Annotated in this window: 24 protein-coding genes; 4 read left to right on the top strand and 20 right to left on the bottom strand. The window is 59.2% G+C overall.

All coding sequences use genetic code 11. The features are described 5' to 3' along the window. Positions 1-34: 34 nt before the first annotated feature. The 4 genes from NKJ67_RS04765 to NKJ67_RS04780 are packed head-to-tail and all read right to left on the bottom strand — an operon-like array spanning position 35 to position 5523. Positions 35-1366 (bottom strand): O-antigen ligase family protein, encoded by a 1332-nt coding sequence (locus tag NKJ67_RS04765; RefSeq protein WP_128288260.1) that lies wholly within the window; start codon positions 1364-1366, stop codon positions 35-37. Then, on the bottom strand, positions 1363-2622 hold the full coding sequence (locus NKJ67_RS04770) for a tetratricopeptide repeat protein (RefSeq protein ID WP_352580682.1): 1260 nt from the start codon (positions 2620-2622) through the stop codon (positions 1363-1365). Before NKJ67_RS04770 ends, NKJ67_RS04765 begins: the two co-directional genes overlap by 4 nt. Continuing rightward, on the bottom strand, positions 2510-4888 hold the full coding sequence (locus NKJ67_RS04775) for a GumC family protein (protein WP_127268326.1): 2379 nt from the start codon (positions 4886-4888) through the stop codon (positions 2510-2512). Before NKJ67_RS04775 ends, NKJ67_RS04770 begins: the two co-directional genes overlap by 113 nt. A 29-nt stretch (positions 4889-4917) precedes the next feature. Then, entirely contained in the window at positions 4918-5523 is a 606-nt protein-coding gene (locus tag NKJ67_RS04780; protein ID WP_224696614.1) for a polysaccharide biosynthesis/export family protein, read from the bottom strand. On the opposite strand from NKJ67_RS04780, the gene NKJ67_RS04785 reads away from it, so the two are divergent. Then, entirely contained in the window at positions 5516-5674 is a 159-nt protein-coding gene (locus NKJ67_RS04785) for a hypothetical protein (protein ID WP_164752261.1), read from the top strand. The two genes, NKJ67_RS04780 and NKJ67_RS04785, sit on opposite strands and share 8 nt — an antisense overlap. Before the next feature lie 25 nt (positions 5675-5699). Here the strand turns inward: NKJ67_RS04785 and NKJ67_RS04790 are convergent, their stop codons facing one another. The 14 genes from NKJ67_RS04790 to NKJ67_RS04855 all read right to left on the bottom strand — a co-directional run bounded on the left by NKJ67_RS04790 (position 5700) and on the right by NKJ67_RS04855 (position 19496). After that, complete coding sequence (locus NKJ67_RS04790; RefSeq protein WP_127381370.1) at positions 5700-6509, bottom strand: tyrosine-protein phosphatase; 810 nt, start codon at positions 6507-6509, stop codon at positions 5700-5702. A 120-nt stretch (positions 6510-6629) separates the two neighbouring features. Beyond that, the gene (locus NKJ67_RS04795; RefSeq protein WP_128288255.1) at positions 6630-6950 is read right to left on the bottom strand and encodes a hypothetical protein; all 321 of its coding nucleotides are present in this window, start codon (positions 6948-6950) and stop codon (positions 6630-6632) included. Positions 6951-7282: 332 nt separating this feature from the next. Next, on the bottom strand, positions 7283-7609 hold the full coding sequence (locus NKJ67_RS04800) for a hypothetical protein (RefSeq protein ID WP_245481758.1): 327 nt from the start codon (positions 7607-7609) through the stop codon (positions 7283-7285). 768 nt (positions 7610-8377) lie between these two features. Next, complete coding sequence (locus NKJ67_RS04805; protein ID WP_352580683.1) at positions 8378-8812, bottom strand: hypothetical protein; 435 nt, start codon at positions 8810-8812, stop codon at positions 8378-8380. Between the two features lie 57 nt (positions 8813-8869). Continuing rightward, entirely contained in the window at positions 8870-10012 is a 1143-nt protein-coding gene (locus NKJ67_RS04810) for a glycosyltransferase family 4 protein (RefSeq protein ID WP_352580684.1), read from the bottom strand. After that, on the bottom strand, positions 10009-11130 hold the full coding sequence (locus NKJ67_RS04815; protein WP_127269564.1) for a glycosyltransferase: 1122 nt from the start codon (positions 11128-11130) through the stop codon (positions 10009-10011). Before NKJ67_RS04815 ends, NKJ67_RS04810 begins: the two co-directional genes overlap by 4 nt. A gap of 12 nt (positions 11131-11142) precedes the next feature. Continuing rightward, the gene (locus tag NKJ67_RS04820) at positions 11143-11952 is read right to left on the bottom strand and encodes a class I SAM-dependent methyltransferase (RefSeq protein WP_127270449.1); all 810 of its coding nucleotides are present in this window, start codon (positions 11950-11952) and stop codon (positions 11143-11145) included. 5 nt (positions 11953-11957) lie between these two features. Next, complete coding sequence (locus tag NKJ67_RS04825; RefSeq protein WP_352580685.1) at positions 11958-12734, bottom strand: class I SAM-dependent methyltransferase; 777 nt, start codon at positions 12732-12734, stop codon at positions 11958-11960. Continuing rightward, on the bottom strand, positions 12727-13995 hold the full coding sequence (locus NKJ67_RS04830; RefSeq protein ID WP_352580686.1) for a polysaccharide biosynthesis protein: 1269 nt from the start codon (positions 13993-13995) through the stop codon (positions 12727-12729). Before NKJ67_RS04830 ends, NKJ67_RS04825 begins: the two co-directional genes overlap by 8 nt. Beyond that, complete coding sequence (locus tag NKJ67_RS04835; RefSeq protein ID WP_352580687.1) at positions 13992-14822, bottom strand: glycosyltransferase family 2 protein; 831 nt, start codon at positions 14820-14822, stop codon at positions 13992-13994. The genes NKJ67_RS04830 and NKJ67_RS04835 overlap by 4 nt, the downstream gene beginning before the upstream one ends. A 97-nt stretch (positions 14823-14919) precedes the next feature. Continuing rightward, entirely contained in the window at positions 14920-15945 is a 1026-nt protein-coding gene (locus tag NKJ67_RS04840) for an NAD-dependent epimerase (protein ID WP_352580688.1), read from the bottom strand. Beyond that, on the bottom strand, positions 15945-17219 hold the full coding sequence (locus NKJ67_RS04845; protein ID WP_352580689.1) for a nucleotide sugar dehydrogenase: 1275 nt from the start codon (positions 17217-17219) through the stop codon (positions 15945-15947). The genes NKJ67_RS04840 and NKJ67_RS04845 overlap by 1 nt, the downstream gene beginning before the upstream one ends. Before the next feature lie 43 nt (positions 17220-17262). Next, positions 17263-18540, bottom strand: a complete 1278-nt coding sequence (locus NKJ67_RS04850; RefSeq protein ID WP_245472705.1) for a sugar transferase — start codon at positions 18538-18540, stop codon at positions 17263-17265. 365 nt (positions 18541-18905) lie between these two features. Beyond that, positions 18906-19496: a biotin transporter BioY gene (locus tag NKJ67_RS04855; RefSeq protein WP_023808554.1), complete on the bottom strand. Its 591-nt coding sequence runs from the start codon at positions 19494-19496 to the stop codon at positions 18906-18908. 117 nt (positions 19497-19613) lie between these two features. Here NKJ67_RS04855 and NKJ67_RS04860 point away from each other — a divergent pair, with 117 nt between their 5' ends. Further along, positions 19614-20522 carry an MBL fold metallo-hydrolase gene (locus NKJ67_RS04860; protein WP_352580691.1) on the top strand — a complete coding sequence of 303 codons (909 nt, stop codon included), beginning with the start codon at positions 19614-19616 and terminating at the stop codon, positions 20520-20522. 32 nt (positions 20523-20554) lie between these two features. On the opposite strand, the gene NKJ67_RS04865 is transcribed toward NKJ67_RS04860, so the two are convergent. Both NKJ67_RS04865 and NKJ67_RS04870 read right to left on the bottom strand, forming a co-directional pair. Beyond that, positions 20555-21340 (bottom strand): DUF1499 domain-containing protein, encoded by a 786-nt coding sequence (locus NKJ67_RS04865; protein ID WP_027035904.1) that lies wholly within the window; start codon positions 21338-21340, stop codon positions 20555-20557. A gap of 80 nt (positions 21341-21420) precedes the next feature. Then, positions 21421-23049, bottom strand: coding sequence for a fatty-acid--CoA ligase (locus NKJ67_RS04870; protein WP_352580693.1), 1629 nt, complete (start codon positions 23047-23049; stop codon positions 21421-21423). 183 nt (positions 23050-23232) lie between these two features. Here NKJ67_RS04870 and NKJ67_RS04875 point away from each other — a divergent pair, with 183 nt between their 5' ends. Both NKJ67_RS04875 and NKJ67_RS04880 read left to right on the top strand, forming a co-directional pair. After that, positions 23233-23589: a hypothetical protein gene (locus NKJ67_RS04875; protein ID WP_023808564.1), complete on the top strand. Its 357-nt coding sequence runs from the start codon at positions 23233-23235 to the stop codon at positions 23587-23589. Positions 23590-23729: 140 nt separating this feature from the next. Beyond that, on the top strand, positions 23730-24119 hold the full coding sequence (locus NKJ67_RS04880) for a DUF427 domain-containing protein (protein ID WP_127270456.1): 390 nt from the start codon (positions 23730-23732) through the stop codon (positions 24117-24119). The last annotated feature ends 26 nt before the right edge of the window (positions 24120-24145 follow it).

Here is a 24145-nt window from a genome sequence, read left to right on the forward strand (position 1 = left end):
CGCCAATCCATCGCCAATTCCAGGCGACGCATTGCTATCGTCTTGCCAGAGCCGGCCTGACGGGAACAAGCAGATTGTCATCATGGGCCTCGGTCGACTCGCCTCTCTGGCTTAACCGCCCAGCGAATCCCTTGTGAAAGATGATGCCATTCATATAGGCGAAAGTCATCGCAAGCGCCGCCGTTCGCATGGGATAATCGACCAGGGAATGAACGAGCAGAAACGATACTGAGAGAAACGCCATTTTCTGCAGCGGATCTCGCCGTGCCGCCAGGGAAAACGCAAAAAGCAATATCGAGTAGGCCGCGACCAGAAAGACAACAGGCGCGCCACCTTCAAGTGCCAATTCCAGATAATCATTGTGGGCGTGATTGACGTAGGGCTTGAAGATCATCTCTCCCTTTTCGTAAATCTGGTAGACTTTCGGAAAACTCCCAAAGCCGACGCCCGTCGCCCAGTTCTCTTCAATTCCCGCGATCGTGGTGCGAGCAAATTCGGCCCGTCCAAAGGCCGGGTCAACCACTTCCGCATCGATCTTCGTCCACGCTCCGATCGTGTAGAGCGAAAGCCCGATGAAGACAGCGGGTATTCCATACCCGCCCAGCCTCGAGCGCGCGGACAGAAAGACGACTGATATTATGGTGATCGCCAGCCCTATCAGAATACCGGCGCGCGAACCGGCGGCCAGAAGCAGCAGCAGCAGCGTTATCAAACCGAGCGACCCGGACAGAAGGTGCCCGCGAAACAGGCCGTAGTAGACGACGAAGGGGATGGAGACGAAGAGCAAAGCTGAAAAATGGTTCTGGTTGGCAAACAGTCCCGCATTGATCGTGAACGGCAGCAAACCCTGTATGGCAACCGTATCGGAGAGCGAATACTGGATCGCCGCAGCCAATCCGTTACAGATGACACCCATCAAAAAGAAGGGCAGGAGGCCGTAGACCTGATCTGGGCGCAAGCGGGTGACGCTCAGAAAGAATGCAGCCATCGCCACGAAGTACAACAGACACTCGATCGTGCGTCCCACGCCGACACTGACGAAACGCAGCCCGGTTTCACCGCTCAGCCATGGATTTGCAAGTAGAACCTCAGGCCGCAATCCGCTCAACAGGGCGGCGGGCAGCGGCATGATCTGAAAACAGAACACGGCAAGACCCAGAGCAAGCAACCACAGGGCCGAGCGAGGGATGCCGTGCTCAGACGGCCTTGAAAAGATGGCCGCGGCCGCGACAATCGCCGCCACCTCGATCAGCGCTTCGGTGTAGAGACCGCTCGCGGTGCCGCCGCCAATCAGCACTGACAGGAAAAGAACCGACCCAAGCAGATATTTTTCCCATTCCGTGGACCGGGCTGACCGCGCTCTCAAGATGAAACTCTTTCGATGCTCAATTTGTGCATGACCAACGTGCCAACGTATCGAAATCGCCAGCTCTCAGCGATGGCAGCTGTTTCCAGCCGCAACACTTGCATGGGACACGCGCCTGGTCCGATCGCGAAATCCAGACTCAACTGCCGCCGATTGAATGTGCCCTCCGGAATGTTGAACCGAGCTATTTCTCCCGCCGGATCCGCGCATCTGATGGACCAGAACAACTGCTTGGGCAGCTTCAGGTTTCTCGCGGAGGCGATCAGGGAAATCCTGTAGGAGCCGGGAGGCAGTTCGACATATTGCTGGAGCGCGGCGTTCTTCACCGGCGTATTCAGAAACCGGACAGTCGCTCCGCTATCGCTTTCGCCGACGTCGCGCGCCCCGGCAAAGGTAATTTCCAGACCGGAGCGGTCGCGAACCTGCCAGTCGAATGGCTTGTCGCTGAGGATCTGTTCAAAGCCGCCGTTGAAGATGTATCCGGCCAGTGTCCGCTCCTGATCGGTCATACTGAACAGGAACAGCCGATAGGCCGCCTCGTATTCCTTCTGCCGGATGTACCCGTTGATTACGGCAGACAATTCCTTCGACGTCGGTTGTGAGCTCGATCCGGCAAGGTCCAGCAACAGTTGATTTGCGACGCGCAGGCCCCGCGGACCCTTACCAAGGGCGGAGAAAAGATTGGACCTCCACGGTGCCTCGATCCTTAAGGCTGCCAGGACAGCCTGATATCCGTCCGGGTTTGCAAGAATAGCCGGCAAGCCCGCCGCAATGACTGGAAATGTGTCCGGCCACCGGCGCAGCAACGTGTCGATCTCGGCGACGGCCTTTGACAGGTCGCCCATCTCGATCGAGCGATCGATCGATCTCTGAAGCGAATGGATTTCAGTCTTGGACAGCTTTCGAGCCTGGTCGAAGAGTTCAAAAGCCTCGTCTTTCTCGCCTTGTCGATACTCAATCTCGCCTATCAGGCTGTAGAGCCGGGCGTCCGCGACGTTGAAACGAAGCGCGCCCCTCGCCTTTGCTGCCAAGACGTCGAGATCAACACCGTCGCCTGTTTCGCTCAGCCGACCGGCAATTTCGCCTATCAAGGCATCTATGTTCAACGGATCGAGCGCAAGCGAGACGGCCGGCGTTTCCGACTCAAGAAGCCGACTTAGCCCTATCGACGAAACCGCCAACACCAGAACGGAGGCGACGAACCAAACGCCTGAACGCCGGAGATTTCGCGTGAGCGGGCTCGCCTGCTCCGTCATCGACTTTGCCCTCAATTTTCGGGGTACTCGCGCCATAGTCGTAGTACTGATAGTTCATGTATTTATAGGCGTAATTGTAATCGAACTTGTTGACCGTGAATTTCGACATCGCCGCTCCGATCACGTTCGCACCGGCTGAGCGCAGACGCTTGAGTGCCGTTTTGGCTGACTTGCGTGTGACCTGATTGGTCGAAACGACCATCAATGTGCCTTCGGCAAGCCGGCTGAGGATTGGTGCATCCGAAAGACCGACGACCGGCGGGGCGTCGATGATGACCAGATCGAAGCGTTTGCCGAGATTGGTCAAGATCAACGCCATCTTCGGCGACGAGAGCAGGTCGGCCGGATTCGGCGGAATCGTTCCGGACGTCAGCACGGTGACATTAGGGTATTTCGTCGGTCTGAAAATGCCCGGCAGATCGTCCTTGCGAACGGTATTAGTCAGCAGGTTGCTCAACCCGATCGCATTGTCGAGGCCGAACAGCCGGTGCAGGTTGGGTTTGCGGAGATCGCCGTCGACAAGCAGAACCCTTGCGCCGAGTGCCGCGAAATCCTGGCCAAGCTTGAACGACGTTGTCGACTTGCCTTCCGACGGTTCCGAACTGGTCACCAGCAGCGATCGCGGCGCGCCCTCCGCACCGGAGAACTGCAGCGATGTTCGCAGCGAACGATAGGCCTCGGAGAGCCCGGATTTTTGATCGGCGATGCTGGCTATGAGTTCGCGGTCACCGACAAGCGGCAGGATGCCGAGCATCGCCAGCCCCAGCTCTTTCTCGATCTGCTCCGGGTTGGTGAAAGTATTGTTCAGCAACTCGATGATGTAGATGATCGATGCAGCCAGGGCCATGAAAAGCGCGAGAGCGACTGCAAGGTTGATGCTCAGACGTGGAGAATAGGGGGCTGTGGGCAGCGAAGCGAAATCGACTATCGCAGCGCTTTGCGTCTTGAGCTCCGAGCTGACGCCGACTTCATTCAGCTTGGCGATAAGGCTGTCATACTGCGACCGGTTGGAGTCGACCTCGCGCTTCAGGATCGTGTATTTGATATTCTTGTCGTTGAAGACGACCTGCTGCCTCTCCATCTCCGCGAGCTTGGACTTGAGGTCGGCTTCCTTGTTCTGTGCTTCCTGATATTTCAGCCGCAACGAATCGGTTATCGCCAGCACGCCGTTGTTGTAGATTCGCTGGAGTTCCTTGATCTGCGATTGCAATTGCTGCATTTCCGGAAAACCGGGCTTCAGGATGCCCAATTTCTGCTGATACTGGCTGGTCAGATCCGCCAGCTTTTCGCTAAGCTTCTGCAGACCTTCGCTTTCCAGAACCGGACCGAGGCTCGACCCGCGGCCTTTTTCTATCTGATCGACCACCCGCCCCGCATCAAGACGCTCCTGGATTGCAGTGGCCAGGGCGGTGTTCAGGGCTTCGATGTTGGAGCCGATCAGCGATTTGTCATCGCCGGTAACCGTGATGCCGGCATCTTTTGCATAGGTGACCAGTTCCTCTTCGGAGGTCTGCAGCTTTTGCTTCACCTGCAAAACCTGTTCCTGGATGAACTGCCGTGCCAGATCAGAGGTCTCGCTGGTCTGATCGAGACGTTGATCGATAAAGCTCTGCGCGACCTGATTGGCAACGTCGCTTGCATATTTCGGCTTTTGATCGACGAAGGTGATCGATAGCAGGCTCGTATTGGTGACCAGATTGACCGTCAGATCTTCCTGGATGCGCTTGATCGCAATTGCCTCGCGCTCTTCAGGCGTTTTCTCCTCAATGGAGGGTGACTTGGACATCCCGAACGCACGGTAGACAATATTGCTCGGGGAAAAGCTCGGCGTCGGAAACAGAAAATCCGGTTTTTCGCTAAGCCCAAGCTGGAACACCACGCGCTGAGCCAATGCCCGGCTCTTCAGCTTCTCCCGAGCGGTCAGGAAGGCCCGGACGTCGCTGTTTTCGGAAACGACCTCAATGTCCTGAAACACTTTCGCCGAAGGCACCAGAACTTCGAGCTGCGTCGTCGCCAGGTATTTTGGTGTCTGCATCATCGTCACGATGACGCCGGCAACGAGCCCGGCCGCCGCCATCATGACGATCAGCCAGCGATACTGGACGATGTATAAAAGCAGCTTGAGCGGGTTGAACCCCTCATCCTGGCCCGCATAGTCGCGACCATAGGGACCGTAGTTTTGCGGCACGTCGTAATAGGAGTCCGCGGACAGGGCCTGGCCATGTCCGGGTCCGGCAAGTTGGGGCTGCCTGTTGCGATCGAGCATGCGCGAGGTGATCCTGGGGTTGTCCGTGTCTACGGAATGACCGCAATGCGGGCAGCGCTGGAGGCGAGGCCCAGCGCATCCTTCAAATTGTTCATCGCGATTTTCGACTTCGAAGCAAAAACGACGACCACGTCGCCGCCATAGATGCGCGGGTTGCGGTTCTTGCCGGCGCGGATTTCCTCGACATTGTAATTTGCGACCAGCTTGTTTTGGCCGACATTGCGATAGACGAAGACCTTGCCGGCATCACCGACCGGATTGAACCCTCCGGCAAGGGCGATCGCGTCGAGCAAGGAAGCGCTGCTGGACACCGGATAAATGCCGGCCTTGTTGACTTCACCATCGACCGTGATGCGCTGGCCAATCGACTCCTTGACGAAAATCGTCACGTCAGGCGACTGCAAGTACTTTTCACCGTAGGCAGTCTCGATTTCCTTCTCGAGCTGACGAACGGTCTTGCCGGCTGCAGTCATGGTCCCAATCAGCGGAAGCGAAATCTGTCCGCCCGCGTCGACCTGAACTGTTCTGTTCAAATTATCGACCTGAAACACACTGACCTCGAGCACATCGTTGGCAGACAGAGGCTGCTCGCTGCCGTTCTGGGTATTCTGCGGCGGCGGGAGATCCTTGACCACCTGCAGCGTACCACCGCCAGAGAGCGCCGATGAAGACGCCGTCGGCTGCAGCGCATCGACAGAACTGGTGGAGGACGTCGATGTCGACGAAGTGCTTGCGCAGGCAGATATTGCTAGCGATGCGAGCAAAGCGGGCACGGTGCCCGCATGACTTCTTGCGAGATCGAAAATGCCCATCAAAGAGCCCCGCTCTTAAACAACCGGCCCAATCCGCCAAACCGCCCCGCACTGCTGCCCCCCGATTTTCTCGGGCTTTGCTTTCCGATGGGCACGAGCGGCCGATTTTGCAATATCGCGTCCGGGCGTTTCACTGCCATGTTGTAAGCCTCATCTTCCCCACACCGGTTCGCGATGGCGACAACCGCCTGCGAAAGCCCTGGCCGCCGCCGGCTGGCGCCGTGGGTGTCGGAGGCGACAATATCCACCCTGCCCTCATCCAGCAGCTTCTCCGAGTAGTAGAGCGCCGTACGTCCAAAGGCCCCCGTCACAGAATCAGCCGTGAGCTGAATAAGGCAGCCTAGCGTATTCAACCTCTCGATGACGTCGTAATTCGCCTTGATCCAAGTCAACCGCTCTGGATGAGTGAGGATCGGCACGAAGCCGGCCCCTATGAGACGGGCGGCGAAGTCTTCGAGCCGCGGAGGCAAAATGTGATGTGGCGGTTCGAACAGGAAATAGCGGGATCCGTTCAGAGTCGGCACCGTACCAAGCCTCAATCGATCGGGGAGATCAGGCGCGAGATGAACATCAGCGCCAACATATAGGGTAAGCGGTATGGCAGCGCGATGAAGCTCCAGTTCTAACGCCTGAACAGCCCCGGCAATCTTTGGCGTGGCGTTCTCATAAACCCCAGGCATTACATGCGGCGTACATGCCATATGCGTTGTACCGTCGGCCACTGCCAGCCGTGCCATCTCCAGCGACATGGCCAAGTCAGGAGAACCGTCATCGAGACCGGGCAGGATATGTGAATGCAGGTCGATCATTGGCGTTTCTGGTTGAGAGGAGGCAAAGCTTCGCCTCGACAAAATAGAAACGCGTCACCCGCATGAAGGCGAATGACGCATTTGACAAATTTACGCAAAACAGCGGGGGTCGTATCCCGCCTATTGGCTGACCGCGTCGTCGTCATCCTGCAGGCCGATAATAAGGGCGGCGGCACCACCGACGGCGGCGCCGCCCAAGAGAACCGGCAGCATGCCAGGTTCTGAACTGGCGGGTACGATCGTCGCAGACGGTGTCTCAAGCGAAACGCACATGCCGCCTTCGATAGGGTCGACCTTGACGGTGGCATTGGCTGGAATATCGAGCGCGCAATTGGCTCCGATAGCCAGCGAAGCAGACGCCTGCGCCCCGGTCATGATGCGCGCGCCCGCATACACCGGCGCCTCGGCATCCACCCCTGCATAGCCGCCGGCCTGGGACATCTGGACATCACCCCGGACCTGCGTAAGACGACCTATCGCGTCTGCGGACGCCGGCACGGGCGCAAGACAGGAACAGGTTTGCTGAGCTACAGCCTCGGGCGCGGCGAACAGGGCGCCCCCTGCGACGAATGCAACAAAAGCAAAAGCAACCCCGAACCGATGGCAACTCATCATTTTACCCCACCAAAACTTGTAACTCGCCCTGTTGGTACAAATTACAGCCCGCCCCGCCCCAAGCAATAGAACAATATGGTTAACAAACCCAATAAACCAGCCGGGCCGCCGACCTTTCCAGACCCTTCTCTACAGCGGCCGACGCCGCCATATCTTCGTCAGCGGCTGACGCCGTTGTCGTCGTCCTGCGTCGCCGCGAGCACGCCAGACGTCAGAAGCGCCCCGGCGAAAATCGCCTCCGGCGGACCGAACCCGGCGCCGCCGCCGGAGGGCTGAATAGCAGCCGTCTTCTCAGAGCCGACAAGCTTGAGGCAAATGTTGTTGCCAAGGCGGGAAACGTCGAGGCTCGAATTGGCCGAAACCTCCAGATTGCAGCCGCCGACCAGAACGGAGGCCGCGCCGTTGGCGCCAACCACCACACGGCTGCCGAAATCGAGCGCGCTTCCAACCTTGGCAGCGCCATAGCCCGCCGTCTGCGACACCATCACATCACCGGTGGCGGAACGGATGGATCCGATCGGGTTTGCCGAACCTTGATAGGGTGTCGCGCAGCTGCACGAAGCATCCTGGGCAAACGATGAAGCTGAACCAAACCCGATTGACACGACAAATACGGCAAGCGCAGTTTTAACCACAAGGCTCATCAGTCTTCGATCCCTTCTTGCTGCACCACTTCAGACGCACCCAGTCAAAGGCATTGCATCAGCGCGTACCAGTTTTTCGACACAATTCCAACCTGTTTCGCGCGCGCGAGGCGATTTAAGCTGACGCGTGTCTGTCCAAGCACAGTACTTTAGCCAGATCGCATTAATAGTCTTCGACTACCTGTCACAGGTTTCTTACTATCGGAAAAAAATTTGAGGTCTCCTTTCCGCGGTGACTGGCTCGATAAGCTTTGACCAAGCTGAGCGCGCCAAACCTTTCGCCAACCAACCTAATATATTGAATTATCGATACATTTTTCGGTAGATATTCCTTGATGGCAGCCGCGCGATTTCGACCATTGGTCGTGCTGACAGCATGTAATTCGAGATCGGCTCGATACCAATCGCGGCCAACGGGGTAGACGGCCGGCTCGGCTACCCATTTCTCATCTCTCGGCCATAGAGATCTGGCTCCATGCCCCCACCTCGATCAAGAACCGGCATACCCAATAAAGGCCCCATAAATACCCAAATGCGGGCGCCGGCCAGCTTGAGAACCAGACCCACTCACTTCGCCGTAAGAGTCTCCGGTCTGTACTGGCGACCTGCTCAGCAAGGTTTGTACGTTGCGCCGGCCTGAACCGGCTGGCCGCAGAGAATTCCGCCCCGCGTAAGTATGGTGGCCAAATCTTCCCCCTCAGCCGTCAGGCACTGCACAACAAGGGTATCGCCAACCCTGGAAGCGATCTTGCCGTCGCAAGGTGTTCCGGAACCGACAGGTTTGCAGGCCAGGACGAGCCCCTGGTAGTCTCGGCGCGCCGCTTCCGTCACCAGGAGGCGCATGGCCTGAGGCCTGGAAAACGCCGCCCCGCACAGCAGGATCTTGCGACCGCCGACACGCAGATCATCGACCGATGGAATGGAGAGCTTGCCTTCAAACGGCTTGAGCTCGGCTACCGGCTTCGCGGGGGACGGGCCGCCCCTCTGCATCACGATGATGCCCAGAAAGCCAACACCAAACAAAACAGCCACGACGGCAAGCAACGCTATGTTCCTGACTGACAAAACCATCCTCCATCCGACCCGGTGGGCCCGGTCCGCTCATTTCGTCGCAAGGGCGCTCAGTCTTTCTATCTGCTGCATGTACTTCTCGATGACGATCGTTTCCGAAAACTGCCGCTCGACCTTGTTTCTGCTCTGGGCCCCCATCCTGTCCCTGGACGAGTCGTCCAGCCGCGCAAACTCGACCATCTTGCTCGCAAGGTCATCAGAGTCCCTCACCTTGCATAGGAAGCCATTGACCGCGTGGTCCACCACTTCCCTGCATCCTGGCACGTCGGTTGCGATCAGCGGCTTGCCCATCGCAGCCGCCTCGAGCAGCGAGCGCGGCGTTCCCTCCCTGTAGGAGGGCAACACGACACAATCGGCGCCACGCATGAAAGGCCGCACATCGTCGGTGGAGCCGAGATATTCGACCAATCCCTCGCCAACCCATTTTTCCACGTGTTCGCGGCTGACCGCAGTCCGGTTTTCGACATCAAGAAAGCCGAGTAGCTGGAAACGCACTCCGGGCACCTCACGGCAAACCCGACGGGCCGCCGTGATGAACTCGCCGACACCCTTGTCCCAGAGAAGCCGGGCCACGAGAAGAAAGATGATGGCGTCAGACCCGGTGCGCGCTTCGGGCGAAGGGGCAAAACGCGCGAGGTCGATGCCGGAGCCAGGCAAAAGCGCGGTTCGATCCTTGCGAACCAGGCGTTCGTCGACGAACAGCATCCGGTCATCGTCATTCTGGAAGAAAACCATTTTGGAACGGGCCAATGCCACCCGGTACAAAGCCTTGGCAATCCTGAGCAGCAGACCACCGCGAACGAACGCTGTCCCCAATCCCGAAATGTTGTTGATGACGGGAATGCCGTTCAGATTGGCCGCGATGGAGCCGAACACATTGGGCTTGATCGTGAAGCCGACAAACACCAGCGGTCTCTCGCGCCGCAAGAGACGCCAGTAGCGCCACAGAAGGACCAAATCCCGCGACGGTGACGTGCCGGAATTGTCCATGTCGAGTTCGACATAGCGGCAGCCCATGGCCGCAATCAGCGGAGAATACTCGTCTCTCGGCGCGACGACGACCACGTCATAGCCGCGGCTCCGCAGCGCCTCGATCAGTCCCTTGCGAAAATTGACGACATTCCAGGATGTGTTTATCGAGACGACTATCTTGTTGCGAGCAACGGCCGTCATCGCTGCCCACCCGGATATGACGACGGCGCTCTCAACAGCATATCCGCAAACCGATCCGGCGATCTTTCCGACAAGGTCTTTCCGTACAAGGCCGACCGATCACCGCCTTGAATGATCTTCAGCAGTGCTTCCGCAATTTCCGACGCGCCAAAGCCGGCTGAAATCTCCAGGCCCGACAGCATGTCCAGATCTCCCGCACAGGGGGTGGTGACGATGCCGGGAATCCGGCAAGCCATCATTTCCAGAAGGACGTTGGGAAATCCCTCCGTCGCCGACGTGAGCATGCCGGCACGCGCTGCGCGAAACAGCGGAAACGGGTTGTCTCTCTGGCCGAGCAGATTTAGTCGCGAGGCCAGATCAAGCTTGCCGGCGCGGGCTCTCAACTCCGCTTCCATGGGGCCAGAGCCAACCATGGTCAGCTCATAATCCTCGCCGGTCCTTCGTCTGACTTCGGCCAGCACATCAACCGCGATCGTCGGACGCTTCACATCAATCAGCCGGCCGCACCAGACTATCTGCGGACGGCGGGAAAGTATCTCGGCGTCGTGCCCGGACAATGCTTCCATGGACATTTTGACGATGAGATCTTCGTCGACCGGGTTGGGCAAAGTACACAGCTTGGCGATTGCTCGCCGGGGCAATACGTCACGCAGGCGTTCATTCATATAGCTCGTTTGCGCGACTATCATGTCCTGGCTGCCATAGGCAGCATAGAGCGCCTTGTAAGCGAGCGCGCGAGGACCCTTGAAGCGATCCAGAAGTACCGTGGACTCGCGGGCGACCAGCCTATGGCTGCGGAGAAGTCCAACGCTTCGGGCGGCAGCCAGAAACGAGTTTACCCGTGCGTGGCTCGAGAACACCAAATCGTACCGACGCCGGATCAGCCGCGGGGCGAGCAAAAACTCGCTCATGGCCTTGCCGCCGCCAAAGCCGTAGCTGCACCGAATTCCGTCCTGGTGTGATCCAGCGGCCTCGCCCGCCGCCTGGCTACCCAAGAAGCCGATTTCGACGTCCCAGTCGGGTCGCCTCGCGAGTGCGCGCGCAACAAGTTTCAGGACGGTTTCGGCACCGCCTCTTCTGTCGAGCGGAATGGCGATCAGCGCGAGCTTCCTTTTCATGGCCGCGGGAACTCACTGTTTTCGCCGAAAGACATAGGCGTAGGTTTCAGCGGCATCCTTGCGGAGGAACAGGGCGGAAACGCCTAACCAGATGCGCCAGGCAAGAAAGGCCGGCACGAAAAAATAGAAGTAGGAGCTTTTCCAGAACAGACGGCGCTCGATAAGTTCCAGGTCGTTCCGTTTTGCGATTGTTTCGACGTCACTGGGCAAGCACTTGTCGTAGAAGGCCGGAAACCCGTCATGACCCATGCCCTTTTCAGGATAGATCGCAAAAAGCAGCCGTCGCTTCATCCCCTCCGGCAGGACCCGATTCAATCTGGCAAAAACGGCGTTGCGCGAGGGCGAGAAAATGGCAACCATGCCTCCCGGTTTCACGCAACTGGCAATGCCGCGCAGGGCGCCCTCGCCATCACGGACGTGCTCGAGCGTTGCCTGGCAAATGACGACGTCGGCATCGCCCCTCCCCCTAAACGAGGTAAGGTCCGCTTCAATCTCCTCGTCGTATATTCCGCGTGGCGCTTTCGACAACTCTTCCGCGTCGAGGTCGAGCCCAACGACAAAAAGCCCCAGGCGCCGCTTCTCCGAAAGACTGACGAACGGCCTGGCACCCCCGCCAAGATCGTAAACCCGTGCGTTTGAGGTAAGTAAGGGAGGTGCTATCTCCGTCGCAAAGGTCCGGTTGCCGTCGATGCGAAGGCGCCGCGGCAGAGCACTGTCCAGGAACTCGGAAATGGCCACATTCGTGCGAACAAACTTTCGCCATATCGACACTGCTTCACCACCGGTTTCGTTTGGCGATCTGCGCCCACTCGGATTTGACATCCGCGCTATATCCTGTGGAAGACGTAGAGCCGCGTATGATGCGAAAATGGGCCGAGCAACCGGTCCACAGCAGCACGCAAGCCTCTCAGGATTCCATTCTTGCTGTCGTACCAGGCCTGCATCGGCTTGGAGAAAAATGTCTCGTCCTTCAGCCCCTTGAAGCCTCCCCTCGGCTGTGATTCCAGAAGCTTGAAGCCGTGCTGTTCGAAACTGGAAACAATCGAAGACGGCTCAAGAACGAACTGGTAAAATCCGGCCTGTTCACCTGGAAACCTGGGATAGAGACCCATTCTGATCTTCAGCCGTCGGAGAGGAGAAATGCTCGGCACTGTCACGAAGGCAACTCCTCCTGACCGGATGATGCGCTTCATCTCCAATGCGATCTCATCGTAACCGTCGAAGAAGTGCTCGATCACCCCCAGAGACCACACCCCATCGAAGAATTCGTCCGCGAAGCCCGTTGCTCGAACATCCCCCACGGTCACTTGCAAATGGGGCGCGGCACGATTCACCATCCCCACGGTCTTCTGCGCGAAGTCGATCCCGTAGGCGGAAAAGCCTGCCTGGTCGAGGCCATGGAACGTATTGGCCAAGCCACATCCAGCGTCCAGGATCTTGGCCGATCCGGTCAGGTATCGCTTGGTGGTTTCAACGACAAAGCGATCCGGCCTCAAGACAATCCCTTCGGCCCAGTGAGAATCCCAATAGTCGTCATCAGCCACCGTGCCGACATGGACGATGCGCCTGTTTTTCTCGTCGTAGAATGCTTTCTTCTCATTCATTTCTGGCATCCGGACCGACCATCAAAACGGTGCGCTGTTTCGCACCAGGCCCTTGATCTGCAATCACATTCCTCAATGCGAAAAAGGAACAGCCAGCGGCAACGACATATCCGAACAAAAATGCCATTTCACTGCCAAGAGGCACCCGCCACCAAAGGCCCAATGCCGCCAGACAACAGCAAGCCAACGCCCCTATCGCGTAGGAATAGGTCAACGTCATCGCTTTGCTCGACCGAAGCGCAAACGGATCGATGATCACTTTTTTCGTCCTGTTGACCAGAACAGCACAAGAAACGATCCCGAACACCACAGGATCAAAAGACTTCCCCAGCCATCCGGATGCATGGCCCGAGAAAAACAGGCCAACTATTCCGGCCGCGGCCACGGTCGCAAAAATGAGTGCGATGGCCGCTCCCTCGAACAGTCCGCGCCGAAACTGCCTGACGTTTCCATTTGCGGCACTGAGAAACGCCCTTGGCACAAATACGAAGCTGGCCGCATTCATGAAGAAGCCGACGGACCGTTGTGAAAGATCGACGCAAAACGAGAAGACACCGAGATGGGTCTCGGAGCCAAGCAACAAAACAATGTATCGAATGCCGACAAACACGCCGCTCTCGGCCAGATTGCTCAACACAAATCCCCAGCCTGTGACCAGAGACCCGGCAAGATAGGAAAAGCCAGGCCGTCTCAGATTCATAGGTCCCAGGAAGGCAAATGAAATCAGCGCTCCGACGAAATAGCTGAGCGAAAAGGCTGCAAGAGCCGAGCCTACTTTCGCATCGCCGACAAGCAGGATTATGGCTCCTGCCTGGTATGCGACGGCCTGGCCAATCGCCGACCAACCGTACGCCCACAAACGCAGTTGTGACCTCAAAATCTCTTGAAGTGCGGTGTGCAAGCCGAAAGAAACGATGATGGTCGCGGCAACGGCATTGCCAAATCCCAGCCACGTCAGTGCCAGTCCAGCCAGGACGACAAACAACGCCACAACTGCGAGCACGGTCAAAATGGACGATACGTACTCTCTACCCATTCCCGCGGCATGCATTTTTGCGGAAATCGGCATTATCGAATAGGTCGCGACTCCAAAAACAAGTGTCGAAATAAATGAAACTGTCGCAATCGTCGTGCTGAAAATACCGTACTGTCCAGTCTCCAGATGGCTGCCGATGTACAGCAACGTCGCTATGTTCAGAAGACCAGGAACAATTCGTATTACGATGGCTTCCACCAACTTCCACAAGCTGGCTTCTTTCATGAAGTCACCCGCACGAATGACCTCTTGAGCAAGAACGGGAAACTCAAGACACCAAAGCTCAAACAGGCAAGAACCGCCTTGCCCAGGAACCGAACCGACCGATATCGTCCTAGCCAGAACGCCTTGATGTAGTTCAAGTTCAGCAACAACATCGGGTATGCATTTTGTCGCTGAAGAAGCCGAATCCTTGCCGTCATCCCCTCCGGCAAATATCGTTTTCGTCCAATCTCGACATTGACACAGGTAACGTCGTATTCGATCGCCAATCTGGACCAGAGAAGAGATGTTGGAACGCGGCGGAACCGCCCCGCTGGGGGCACGGCAACCCGTTTAAGCAAAGGAGTTTTGATGACCTCCTTCTTGTCGCCGACCACCCGTTCGTCGGCCCGCATCTTTATCAGGTTTGTCCGTTCCGACGGAAACGGCTCTGCTGCGGTCTCTGGGTGGCCAAGAGCCATCGAGAACACAAAACCCGCAATCTTCTGATCGACACCTCTCTGCGAGAGGTGCTCACAGACCTCCGGCAAGCGATCGGTGAAGAGATCGTCGTCATCATCGAAGACCATGCAATAGTCGCCAGTGGCGGAAGCAATCGCCGAAAACATCGCACGGCCTCTGCCGTCATTCGGGCCGGTGGTGACCACCAAACTGGCATCGCGAGACGCGATTTCCGCAAGCGCTTCGTTCGTTCCGTCGGTCGAACCGTCGACATGGACGCATATCTGCAACGGACAGTCCGTACGCAACAGTTGCTGAACCAGCGCCGCAACGCGATCCCGCCGATTGAACGTGGGGATGCAGACGCTCAGTAGCGCCTGGGACTGCAATGGATTGCAGACTGCCTGTTTGCGAGCCGTATCGATTCCATCTGCTCCTGGTTACGTGATCATGGAACAGCGCGGATCAGCCGGGAAACGCCGAACCCTATCCCCGCCCGAAATACGCCTGGTACCACTCGACGAACCGCCCCACCCCTTCGGTCACTGTCGTCGTCGGGCGGTAGCCGACCGCCTGCTCCAGTGCCGAGGTGTCGGCGAAGGTATCGGGCACGTCGCCGGGCTGCAGCGGCAAGAGTTCGACGATGGCTTTGCGGCCCAGCGCGTTTTCCAGCGCCTCGACATAGGCAGTCAGCTTCACCGGGTTGTTGTTGCCGATGTTGAAGAGGCGCCAGGGGGCGCTGCTTGTGGCCGGATCGGGACGGCTGGAGTCCCAGGCGGCATTGCCCGTGGCCGGGCTGTCGCTGGCGCGGATCACGCCTTCGGCGATGTCATCGACATAGGTGAAGTCGCGCGTGTGCTTGCCGTTGTTGAACAGCTTGATCGGCTCACCGGCAAGGATGTTTTTGGTGAACAGGAACAGCGCCATGTCCGGGCGCCCCCAGGGACCATACACCGTGAAGAAGCGAAGACCGGTCGTCGGCAATCGGAACAGATGGCTGTAGCTGTGCGCCATCAGCTCGTTGGCGCGCTTGGTCGCGGCGTAGAACTGCAGCGGATGGTCGGCCGGACGATGCTCGGAAAACGGCATGTCGGTGTTGGCACCGTAGACACTGGATGTACTGGCATAGGTCAGGTGCGCGACGGCGCTGTTGCGGCAGGCCTCCAGCATGTTGGTGTAGGCGATGATGTTGCTTTCGACATAGGCATGCGGGTTTTCCAGGCTGTAGCGAACCCCGGCCTGGGCGGCGAGATGGATCACCCGGTCGAATGCATGGTCGGCAAAGCAGGCGTCGACCACGCTCTTGTCGGCGAGATTGCCGCGGATGAAATGATAGCCGGCATTGGTCTTGCGGCTCGCCTCGTCCAGAAGCCGCAGCCTCGCCTCCTTGATCTCCGGATCGTAATAGTCGTTGACGTTGTCGATGCCGACGACCTCGTCACCGCGCTCCAGCAGCCGCTTCGCTACGTGATATCCTATGAAGCCGGCCGCGCCGGTGACCAGAACCTTCATCAGAAACGCCCATCCGTGACATGCCTGGGGAACAGACCCTTGATGTCGTAGATGACGCCCGGGGTCTTGCAAAGCGCCATCAGGCCGTCGACGCCTAACGCGCGGAACTGCCTGTGGCCGACGGCCACGATAACGCCGTCATAACGGATGTCGGGAATGTCCTTCATGCTGGCTACGCCGAAGGCACGCGCGCATTCCTGCGCGTCGACCCAGGGGTCCCATATGTCGATGCCGGCGTTGTATTCCTTCAGTTGGGCAACGATATCGGCGACCTTGGAATTCCTCAGGTCCGGACAATTTTCCTTGAAGGCCGCGCCCATCACCAGAATCCGGCTGCCAACGACAGGTATTCCCTTGCGCATCATAAGGCGGGCCGTCTGATCCGCCGCGTGCCGACCCATGCCGTCATTGATACGGCGGCCAGCAAGAATCACCTCCGGATGGTAGCCGAGTTCCTGGGCCTTGTGGGTGAGATAGTAGGGATCGACGCCGATGCAGTGGCCGCCGACGAGACCAGGCGTGAAGCGCAGGAAATTCCATTTGGTGCCGGCGGCTTCCAGCACTTCGGACGTGTCGATGCCGAGCTTGCCGAAGATAAGCGACAGCTCGTTCATCAGCGCGATGTTGAGGTCGCGCTGAGTGTTCTCGATGACCTTGGCCGCTTCGGCGACCGCAATGCTCGAGGTACGGTGTGTGCCTGCCGGCACGATCGAGGCATAGAGCGCATCGATACCTTCGGCCGCTTCCGGCGTCGAGCCGCTGGTGACCTTGACGATCGTTTGCAACCGATGCTCGCGGTCGCCCGGATTGATGCGCTCGGGACTGTAGCCGAGGAAGAACCCCTCATTGTAGCGCAGGCCCGAATGTTTCTCGATCAGCGGCGCGCACACCTCTTCCGTGCAGCCGGGATAGACCGTCGATTCGAAGATCACCACCGCGCCTGGCGATATGACCTCACCGACCAAAGTCGATGCCATGATCAGCGGTTTCAGATCCGGACGGTTGGCCCTGTCGATCGGCGTCGGAACCGTGACGATGAAAATCCCGCAATCGCGCAGAGCGGCCTTGTCGGTGGTGAATGTCAGCCGCGACGCAGCACTGATCTCATCGCTGCTGGCTTCCAGCGTATGGTCGTCGCCACGCCTCAGCGCGTCCACCCTCGACTGGTCGATGTCGAAACCGACGACATCCCTGCCGGCGCCGAAGGCGACCGCCAGCGGCAGGCCGACATAGCCAAGCCCGATGATCGCTATTTTCCTGGAGGCGAGATCCATCTGCTTCCTGCGCTTGCTATTCCAGAGCCATGCTTCGCATTGGTCATCTCGCGCCAAAGCCGGTAAGCATCGTTTTCAGCGTCTTGAGAGTTATCAAAACGTCCAGCCAAGGCGAAAAGTTCTTTATGTAATAGAAATCATAGTGCAATTTTTCCATAACGTCATCGACGGCAGCCACATGCCCCTGATTTACTTGTGCCCACCCACTTATGCCCGGCCTGACGATATGCCTGTAGCGGTAGAATGGCAGCTCAGCCTCGTACCACTGCGACAGCACGACAGCTTCCGGCCGCGGCCCGATCCAACTCATTTCGCCACGCAGGATGTTGATGACCTGCGGCAGTTCGTCGATCCTGGATTTTCGCAGGAAACGCCCGACTCTGGTGATGCGGTCATCGTCGTGCCTGGTGATCGCCCTTTCCTTGTCGCTGCCGGCGCCAGAGTGCTGGCGCATCGAGCGAAACTTGTAGACCGTGCAGATCTTGCCCCGGTAGCCCATGCGTTGCTGGCGAAACAGCGCAGGACCATCGGAATCCAGCCGGATCAGCAGCGCTATTAACGCCAGAACGGGGGAAAGAACGATGATCAAGACAAGTGCCGAGACCCAGTCGACCGCCTGCTTGATCTTGAGATAGGCCTGGTTCGGATTGAGCGAACCAAGCGTGTTTTCCGACAGGTGCTCGATCTCGACCCGACCGGTCAGCGACTCTCTGACCTGCTTGACGTGGTATACGGGCGTTCCCGAAAGGGCCCGATCCGCGATGTATCGTTCCCATTCCGCGCCAAGATCGGCACGCAGATCAACGACCACGCCGCTGGCTCTTTCGATTATCGTACTGGTCGACTTGATCCAAAACCAATGCACACCCGGTAACGTCTTGAGGCGCTCGACATCTCCGCCGGGAATCACCACGAGCCGGTACGGATCGAGACGCCGGGTCAACAGGCTCAGGCCGAAGTACCAGAACGTGGACTGCGTGAAACTGGCGGCAGCCTGAAACCGGCTGTACTCGAACCGAAAAAAGAAGATGGTCAGGAAAACAGCCCCGTAGGACAGGGCAAATGTCGGCAAGATGTAACTTGCCGCGGCCACGCCCGGGAAATTTCCGATGCGGCGATAAGACAAGAAGCCCACAAGGTGCGCGATGACCGCAGCGGCTACTGTTACCTGAAGATTGGCCGAATAGATAAATTCAGGATTGAAGACAATCCGGATGATCGCCGGCGCAAAAATCGCGAATGTCAGTCCGCCAAGCAGTTGAAACCGAATCCTGAACAGGAAGTGCCGGCTTCCGACAATAGTCGACGCTGCGACATTCAACGTCTTCCCCCCTTCCCCGAAGCTGCCGTATCGGCGACAGACCAGCGCGATAGTGCATCTGACCTGATCGTTCACAACAACGAATCGGACGTCTCGCCCCCCGGCGATTCGATACAGTCGAAGACCAAGAGCTACGACAGCGCGGCCGCGCCAGCAAGCATCTATTTCTCAGATCAACAGTTCGGGAAATTGAAAAGCCTGGGCTAATAAAGCGACTTAATGATCATTACTGAAGATGTCGCAGCGTCTAGGGCGATATAACCGACAATCTATCGAGGTTGGCGGACATCAGACCGGAAATCCGCCAGTGACGCCGCTCCGGCCAGTGGCTTGATTGCCCCTGGCCGTTTCTTCGATCGCGCGCTTCAGCCGCGCTTCAGCAGCGTCCAGACGGCCGGCACCAGGCTTGCCGCGAGCGCCACCTTGATCAGGTCGCCGACGATGAACGGCACGACGCCGAACTGCCACGACTTTTCCGGACCGATGAGCAGCGCCAGCCAGGCAAAGCCCATTGCCATCATGACGACTTCGCCAACCAGCATGGCGTTGAAAAGCTTGATTGGATGGCGGTCCCAGCCGCGATCCGCCGCCCAGCCGACAATTGCCGCCATGACCACGAAGCCGGCGAGATAGCCGCCGGTCGAGCCGAGCATGTAGGCAATGCCGAGACCCTTTTCAGGCGTGCTCTGGAAGACGGGGAAGCCCATGGCGCCCTCGGCCATGTAGAGCAGCAGGGTGGCGACGCCGAGACGCATGCCGAAGGCGGCGGCGATCAGCAGCACGGCCAGCGTCTGCATCGAAATGTCGACCGGCCCGAGCATTACCTTGGTCTTGGCCGACAGTGTCAGCACAAGCGTTCCGGCGATGGCCAGGAAAAGCTGCGTTGCCAGCCGCGCCGCGCCGTTTTGCGGCAGAGCCAGAGAAACAAGCGGACGCATCGTAGTTGCAATTGCCATGGTATTTCCCCAATCCGATTGCCGCACTCCGATGTTCGCGGCCTCACATCCTCCTATATTGGCTTGCGTGTTGTGCGGCAATCGGTTTTGCCGTTTCCCGAAACAAGGCACCGATGCATGGCACTGAAATTCGACACCGGCTTCGACCCCTTCTATGGCCATGGGGTGAACGTCGCGCCCGATGTCCAGCGCATCACGGCCCGCAATCCAAGCCCCTTCACCTTTCACGGCACCAACAGCTACGTCGTTGGCCGCGATACGCTGGCGGTGATCGATCCGGGGCCGGAGGACGAGGCGCATCTGCGGACCCTGATCGAGGTGATCGCAGGCCGGCCGGTTAGCCATATCTTCGTCAGCCACACGCATCGCGACCACTCCCCGCTGGCGGCCCGGCTGAAAGAGCGCACCGGCGCCCTCGTGCTGGCAGAAGGGCCGCACCGGCCGGCAAGAGCCCTGCATATCGGCGAGACCAATGCGCTCGATGCCAGTGCCGACACGGCTTTCGTCCCTGATGTCGCCCTGCCCGACGGCGAGGTGGTCGACGGCGACGGCTGGTCGATCAGGACGGTTCTGACCCCGGGCCACACCGTCAATCATGCGGCGTTCGCGCTGCAGGGAACCGGCATCCTGTTTTCGGCCGATCATGTCATGGCCTGGGCAACCTCCATCGTCGCCCCGCCGGACGGGGCGATGGCCGACTACATGGCCTCGCTGGACCGCTTGATCGAACGCGGGGACCGCTTGCTGTTGCCAGGACATGGCGGGCCGGTGACAGCACCGCGCGCTTTCATGCGCGGGTTGAAGACGCATCGCAAGATGCGCGAGCGCGCCATTCTGGAGCGGGTCAAAGAGGGGGACCGGACGATCGTGGACATGGTCAAGGCGATCTACAGGGACACCGACCCGCGGCTGCATGGCGCCGCCGGATTGTCGGTGCTTGCCCATCTCGAGGATCTGACGGCGCGCGGTCTGGTTGTGACCGATGCCGCACCGGCCATCGACGGCATTTTCACGCCGGCCGGATAGGCCAACCTGGACCGCTGCCAAGTGCCGAAGCCTTATTCGGCTGGCGCGGCGCCGACCTGACCGGCGACTTCCTGGTCGAGCTCCGCCAGGAATTCGGTGATGCGCGCGGCATTGTCGCCAAGGTCGTAGCGGCCGTAGCGGGATGCCGACCGCATATCGACGATGACCGTGTCGCCATCGTCCGTCACGCGGATCGCCACATCGGCGGGAAGGCCGATCACGAAGCCCTTGGCGACGGCGGTGATGGTCACCTCGCTTTGCCCGGCGAGATCGGGATAGGGCTCCGACAGCTCCCAGTCGCGCCGGTCGAGTACGGTTTCGACGGCATTGACGACAGTCTCGAACGGCAGGTCGTAGCTGCGTGCGCTGACCAGCGGATAGCTATCGGCCTGCAGCCGCTGTTCGCCAGGCGTCGACGGCGCAAGCACGTTCATATCCTTCGTGCGGTCGCTCACGTCGAGCGCCGGTGGTTCGTCGAAATCCGTCGAGATATCCCTGAGCGGCGGATAGATCGTCGCCCAGTAGGCGGCGACGCCGTAGGGTGCGAGCACCAGCAGTGCCAGCAGCGCGCCGACCGTCAGGTCGCGGCCGCCGCGGTCGCCGAAATTCCACAGCCGCGAAAAGGCAAACCCGGCAAACAACAGCGCCATCGCCGCCAGCAGCGCGACAATGCCGAGCACCCACAGAAAGACAGGTGTTTCGACGAGATCGAAGCGATGGCCCACAAAGACCGTCAGCAGCAGCACCAACGAAAAAGCGGCCGTGCGCCGCGACCAGCCGGCCGCCTTCGACGTTTGCCGTTCAGGAATGCTAACCATCATTTTCCGTGCTGCCCCAACCCGAACGGAGACTTAGTGCCTTTTTGCGATGGCATGAAGCCGAAACATGCACCATCGCGTCAATCGGTCGGCAGGCGATAGTCCTTGAATTGCTGGCGCAAGGTGATCTTCTGGATCTTGCCGGTTGCGGTGTGCGGAATTTCGCCGACGAAAGCGACATCGTCCGGCATCCACCATTTGGCCACCTTGCCGTCCATGAACCCGAGAATGTCAGCCTTGGTCGGTTCCTTGCCCGGTTTGCGGACGACGACCAGCAGCGGCCGTTCGCCCCATTTCGAATGCTGAACGCCGATGGCTGCCGCCTCGGCGACATCGGGATGGCCGACAGCCAGGTTCTCGAGGTCGATGGTCGAAATCCATTCGCCGCCGGATTTGATGACGTCCTTGGCGCGATCGGTGATCTGCATGTAGCCGCCGGCGTCGATGTGGGCGACGTCGCCAGTGTCGAACCAGCCATCCTCATCGAACTGCTCCACGCCGGCGTCGCCATAATAGGCACGGGCAACGGCCGGCCCACGCACTTTCAGGCGGCCAAAAGTCTTGCCGTCCCAGGGCTGCTCGTTGTTGTCGTCGTCGGTCACCTTCATTTCGACGCCGAAGGGCGGGTAGCCCTGTTTCTGCTGGACGTCGAGCCGGGCTTCGCCCTCAAGACCGGCATGGTCCGGCTTCAGGGTACACAGCGTGCCGAGCGGCGACATTTCGGTCATGCCCCAGGCGTGGATAACCTGGACATCGTAGTTCTGCTGAAACTTGGTCATGATCGCGCGCGGGCACGACGAGCCGCCGATGACGACCTTGTTGAGATAGGGAAGCTTCTTGCCGGTCTCCTCCAGATGCTGCAGCAGCATCATCCAGACGGTCGGCACGGCGGCGCTGAAGGTCACCTTCTCGGTGTCGAGCAGCTCATAGATCGACGCGCCATCCATCTTGCAGCCGGGCATGACCAGCTTGGCACCGATCATCGGCCCGCTCTGGCCAAGGCCCCAGGCATTGGCGTGAAACATCGGCACGACAGGCAGGATCGTATGGCGCGACGACAGCCCCATGGCGTCGGGCATGGCAGCGATCATGGCGTGCAGCACGTTCGAACGATGGCTGTAGACGACGCCCTTGGGATCGCCCGTGGTCCCGGACGTGTAACACATGCCGGCGGCGGTGCTTTCGTCGAAGGTCTTCCAGGCGAAGTCGCCATCCGCTTCGTCAAGCCAATCTTCATAGGCGACCGCGTTGGGCAATGTCGTCGGCGGCATATGCGCCCTGTCGGTCAGCACGATCACCTGTTTCAGCGATTTTACGGCGCCGGCGATTTTCTCGAGCAGCGGCACGAAGGTCAGGTCGACGAAGACTGCCTTGTCCTCGGCATGGTTCATGATCCAGACGATCTGCTCGGGAAACAGCCGCGGATTGAGCGTGTGGTAGATGGCGCCGATGCCCATGATGCCGTACCAGGCCTCGATATGGCGTGCGGTGTTCCAGGCCAGCGTGGCGATGCGGTCGCCCAGCCCATAGCCGTCGCGCTCGAGCCGCTGGGCGACCTTCAGGGCACGGCGATGGATGTCGGCGTAAGTGGTGCGCACGATCGGCCCCTCGATCGAGCGCGTCACGATCTCGCGCACGCCATGCTGCCGCTCGGCATTGTCGATGAGCTTATGGCAAAGCAGTGGCCATTCCTGCATCAGTCCCAGCATTCGGTCCTCCCTCACGCTTTTGCGTTGTGCTTTTCGGGCTATTGTGGAGCGAACCGGCGGATTGTCCAGCCGTCAGCACCACCCAGCGCCGCATTGGTGGAAAACCGCCACAATCCGGCCATCGTCGGCGTTAAGTTTCGTTAACGGGCAAAGGGGTGCGATTGGCGACTGAAAGAGGTTCGCATGGACGCGCAGCTCGACGACAAGGCTCTCGAGAGTACGCTTGCCGAAAGTCTGGCCGATGTGGTGCCGGACACAAAGACTGTTTCCGAAGACGAATTTGTTGAAGTTGTCGGCGGCGCGCTGGAAGCGGTCGGCGGCACGCTGCTGTTCAAGATGTGCGTCCAGAATCAGGGCGAGGACCAGCACGTCGCAGCCGCGTCAGTTGGCGATGGCGGAAACCGCCAGTTCCTGCTGCTCACCTTGCCGACCGGCGGCGGTTCCCTGAAGGTCGAGACTGTCTCGAGAAGCAGCAACCCGGTCGCCGGGATCGCTGCCGCCTATGCCGGTCTCATGGACGTGTTCAAGGCCGCTGCCTGACCGCTGACGACAATCCCGAGGATTCCAAGGGGCGATTTATCGGCGTCGGCTAGGCAAGTTTTGCGTGTTGGATGGCGATAGCGGCTTGCGCAATGCGCTTGCGCGACACACTTAAAGTCGACGCAAGGAGAGCCCCCCGCATGGATCAGATCGCCAACCCCGCACCCGGTTTCCAACGCAACCCGGACAAAATCATCACTGTCGAGCCCTATGCCGGCACCGTTACCGTGCGTGTCGGAGACGTGGTCATCGCTTCAACAACGAAGGCCAAGGTGCTGACCGAGGCCCCCTATCCGGCGGCCTTCTACATTCCGTTCGCCGACATCGATTTCGGCAAGCTCGGCCGCACCGACCACTCGACCCATTGCCCCTACAAGGGCGATGCAAGCTATTGGAGCGTGCTGCCTGCCGGCGAGACCGGCCAGAACGCCATGTGGGCCTACGAGCGGCCTTTCGACGAGATGGCTGAAATCCGCAACCACGGCGCATTCTACGCCAGCAAGGTCACGATCGAAGCCAAACCGGACTGAGCCAACGCCGAAGGCATCGAGATATG

It is taken from the genome of Mesorhizobium sp. M0088, from assembly GCF_040322895.1.
Classification (GTDB): domain Bacteria; phylum Pseudomonadota; class Alphaproteobacteria; order Rhizobiales; family Rhizobiaceae; genus Mesorhizobium.

Excerpts from the sequence above, each read along its gene's own strand:
- NKJ67_RS04775 (WP_127268326.1), bottom strand. The coding sequence starts at position 4,888 with ATGCTCGATCGCAACAGGCAGCCCCAACTTGCCGGACCCGGACATGGC.
- NKJ67_RS04855 (WP_023808554.1), bottom strand. The coding sequence starts at position 19,496 with ATGGCAATTGCAACTACGATGCGTCCGCTTGTTTCTCTGGCTCTGCCG.
- NKJ67_RS04795 (WP_128288255.1), bottom strand. The coding sequence starts at position 6,950 with ATGTCCCAGGCCGGCGGCTATGCAGGGGTGGATGCCGAGGCGCCGGTG.
- NKJ67_RS04865 (WP_027035904.1), bottom strand. The coding sequence starts at position 21,340 with ATGGTTAGCATTCCTGAACGGCAAACGTCGAAGGCGGCCGGCTGGTCG.
- NKJ67_RS04800 (WP_245481758.1), bottom strand. The coding sequence starts at position 7,609 with ATGGTGTCGCAGACGGCGGGCTATGGCGCTGCCAAGGTTGGAAGCGCG.
- NKJ67_RS04825 (WP_352580685.1), bottom strand. The coding sequence starts at position 12,734 with ATGAATGAGAAGAAAGCATTCTACGACGAGAAAAACAGGCGCATCGTC.
- NKJ67_RS04770 (WP_352580682.1), bottom strand. The coding sequence starts at position 2,622 with ATGACGGAGCAGGCGAGCCCGCTCACGCGAAATCTCCGGCGTTCAGGC.
- NKJ67_RS04875 (WP_023808564.1), top strand. The coding sequence starts at position 23,233 with ATGGACGCGCAGCTCGACGACAAGGCTCTCGAGAGTACGCTTGCCGAA.
- NKJ67_RS04880 (WP_127270456.1), top strand. The coding sequence starts at position 23,730 with ATGGATCAGATCGCCAACCCCGCACCCGGTTTCCAACGCAACCCGGAC.
- NKJ67_RS04810 (WP_352580684.1), bottom strand. The coding sequence starts at position 10,012 with ATGACGGCCGTTGCTCGCAACAAGATAGTCGTCTCGATAAACACATCC.
- NKJ67_RS04790 (WP_127381370.1), bottom strand. The coding sequence starts at position 6,509 with ATGATCGACCTGCATTCACATATCCTGCCCGGTCTCGATGACGGTTCT.
- NKJ67_RS04840 (WP_352580688.1), bottom strand. The coding sequence starts at position 15,945 with ATGAAGGTTCTGGTCACCGGCGCGGCCGGCTTCATAGGATATCACGTA.
- NKJ67_RS04870 (WP_352580693.1), bottom strand. The coding sequence starts at position 23,049 with ATGCTGGGACTGATGCAGGAATGGCCACTGCTTTGCCATAAGCTCATC.
- NKJ67_RS04860 (WP_352580691.1), top strand. The coding sequence starts at position 19,614 with ATGGCACTGAAATTCGACACCGGCTTCGACCCCTTCTATGGCCATGGG.
- NKJ67_RS04845 (WP_352580689.1), bottom strand. The coding sequence starts at position 17,219 with ATGGATCTCGCCTCCAGGAAAATAGCGATCATCGGGCTTGGCTATGTC.
- NKJ67_RS04830 (WP_352580686.1), bottom strand. The coding sequence starts at position 13,995 with ATGAAAGAAGCCAGCTTGTGGAAGTTGGTGGAAGCCATCGTAATACGA.
- NKJ67_RS04820 (WP_127270449.1), bottom strand. The coding sequence starts at position 11,952 with ATGTCAAATCCGAGTGGGCGCAGATCGCCAAACGAAACCGGTGGTGAA.
- NKJ67_RS04815 (WP_127269564.1), bottom strand. The coding sequence starts at position 11,130 with ATGAAAAGGAAGCTCGCGCTGATCGCCATTCCGCTCGACAGAAGAGGC.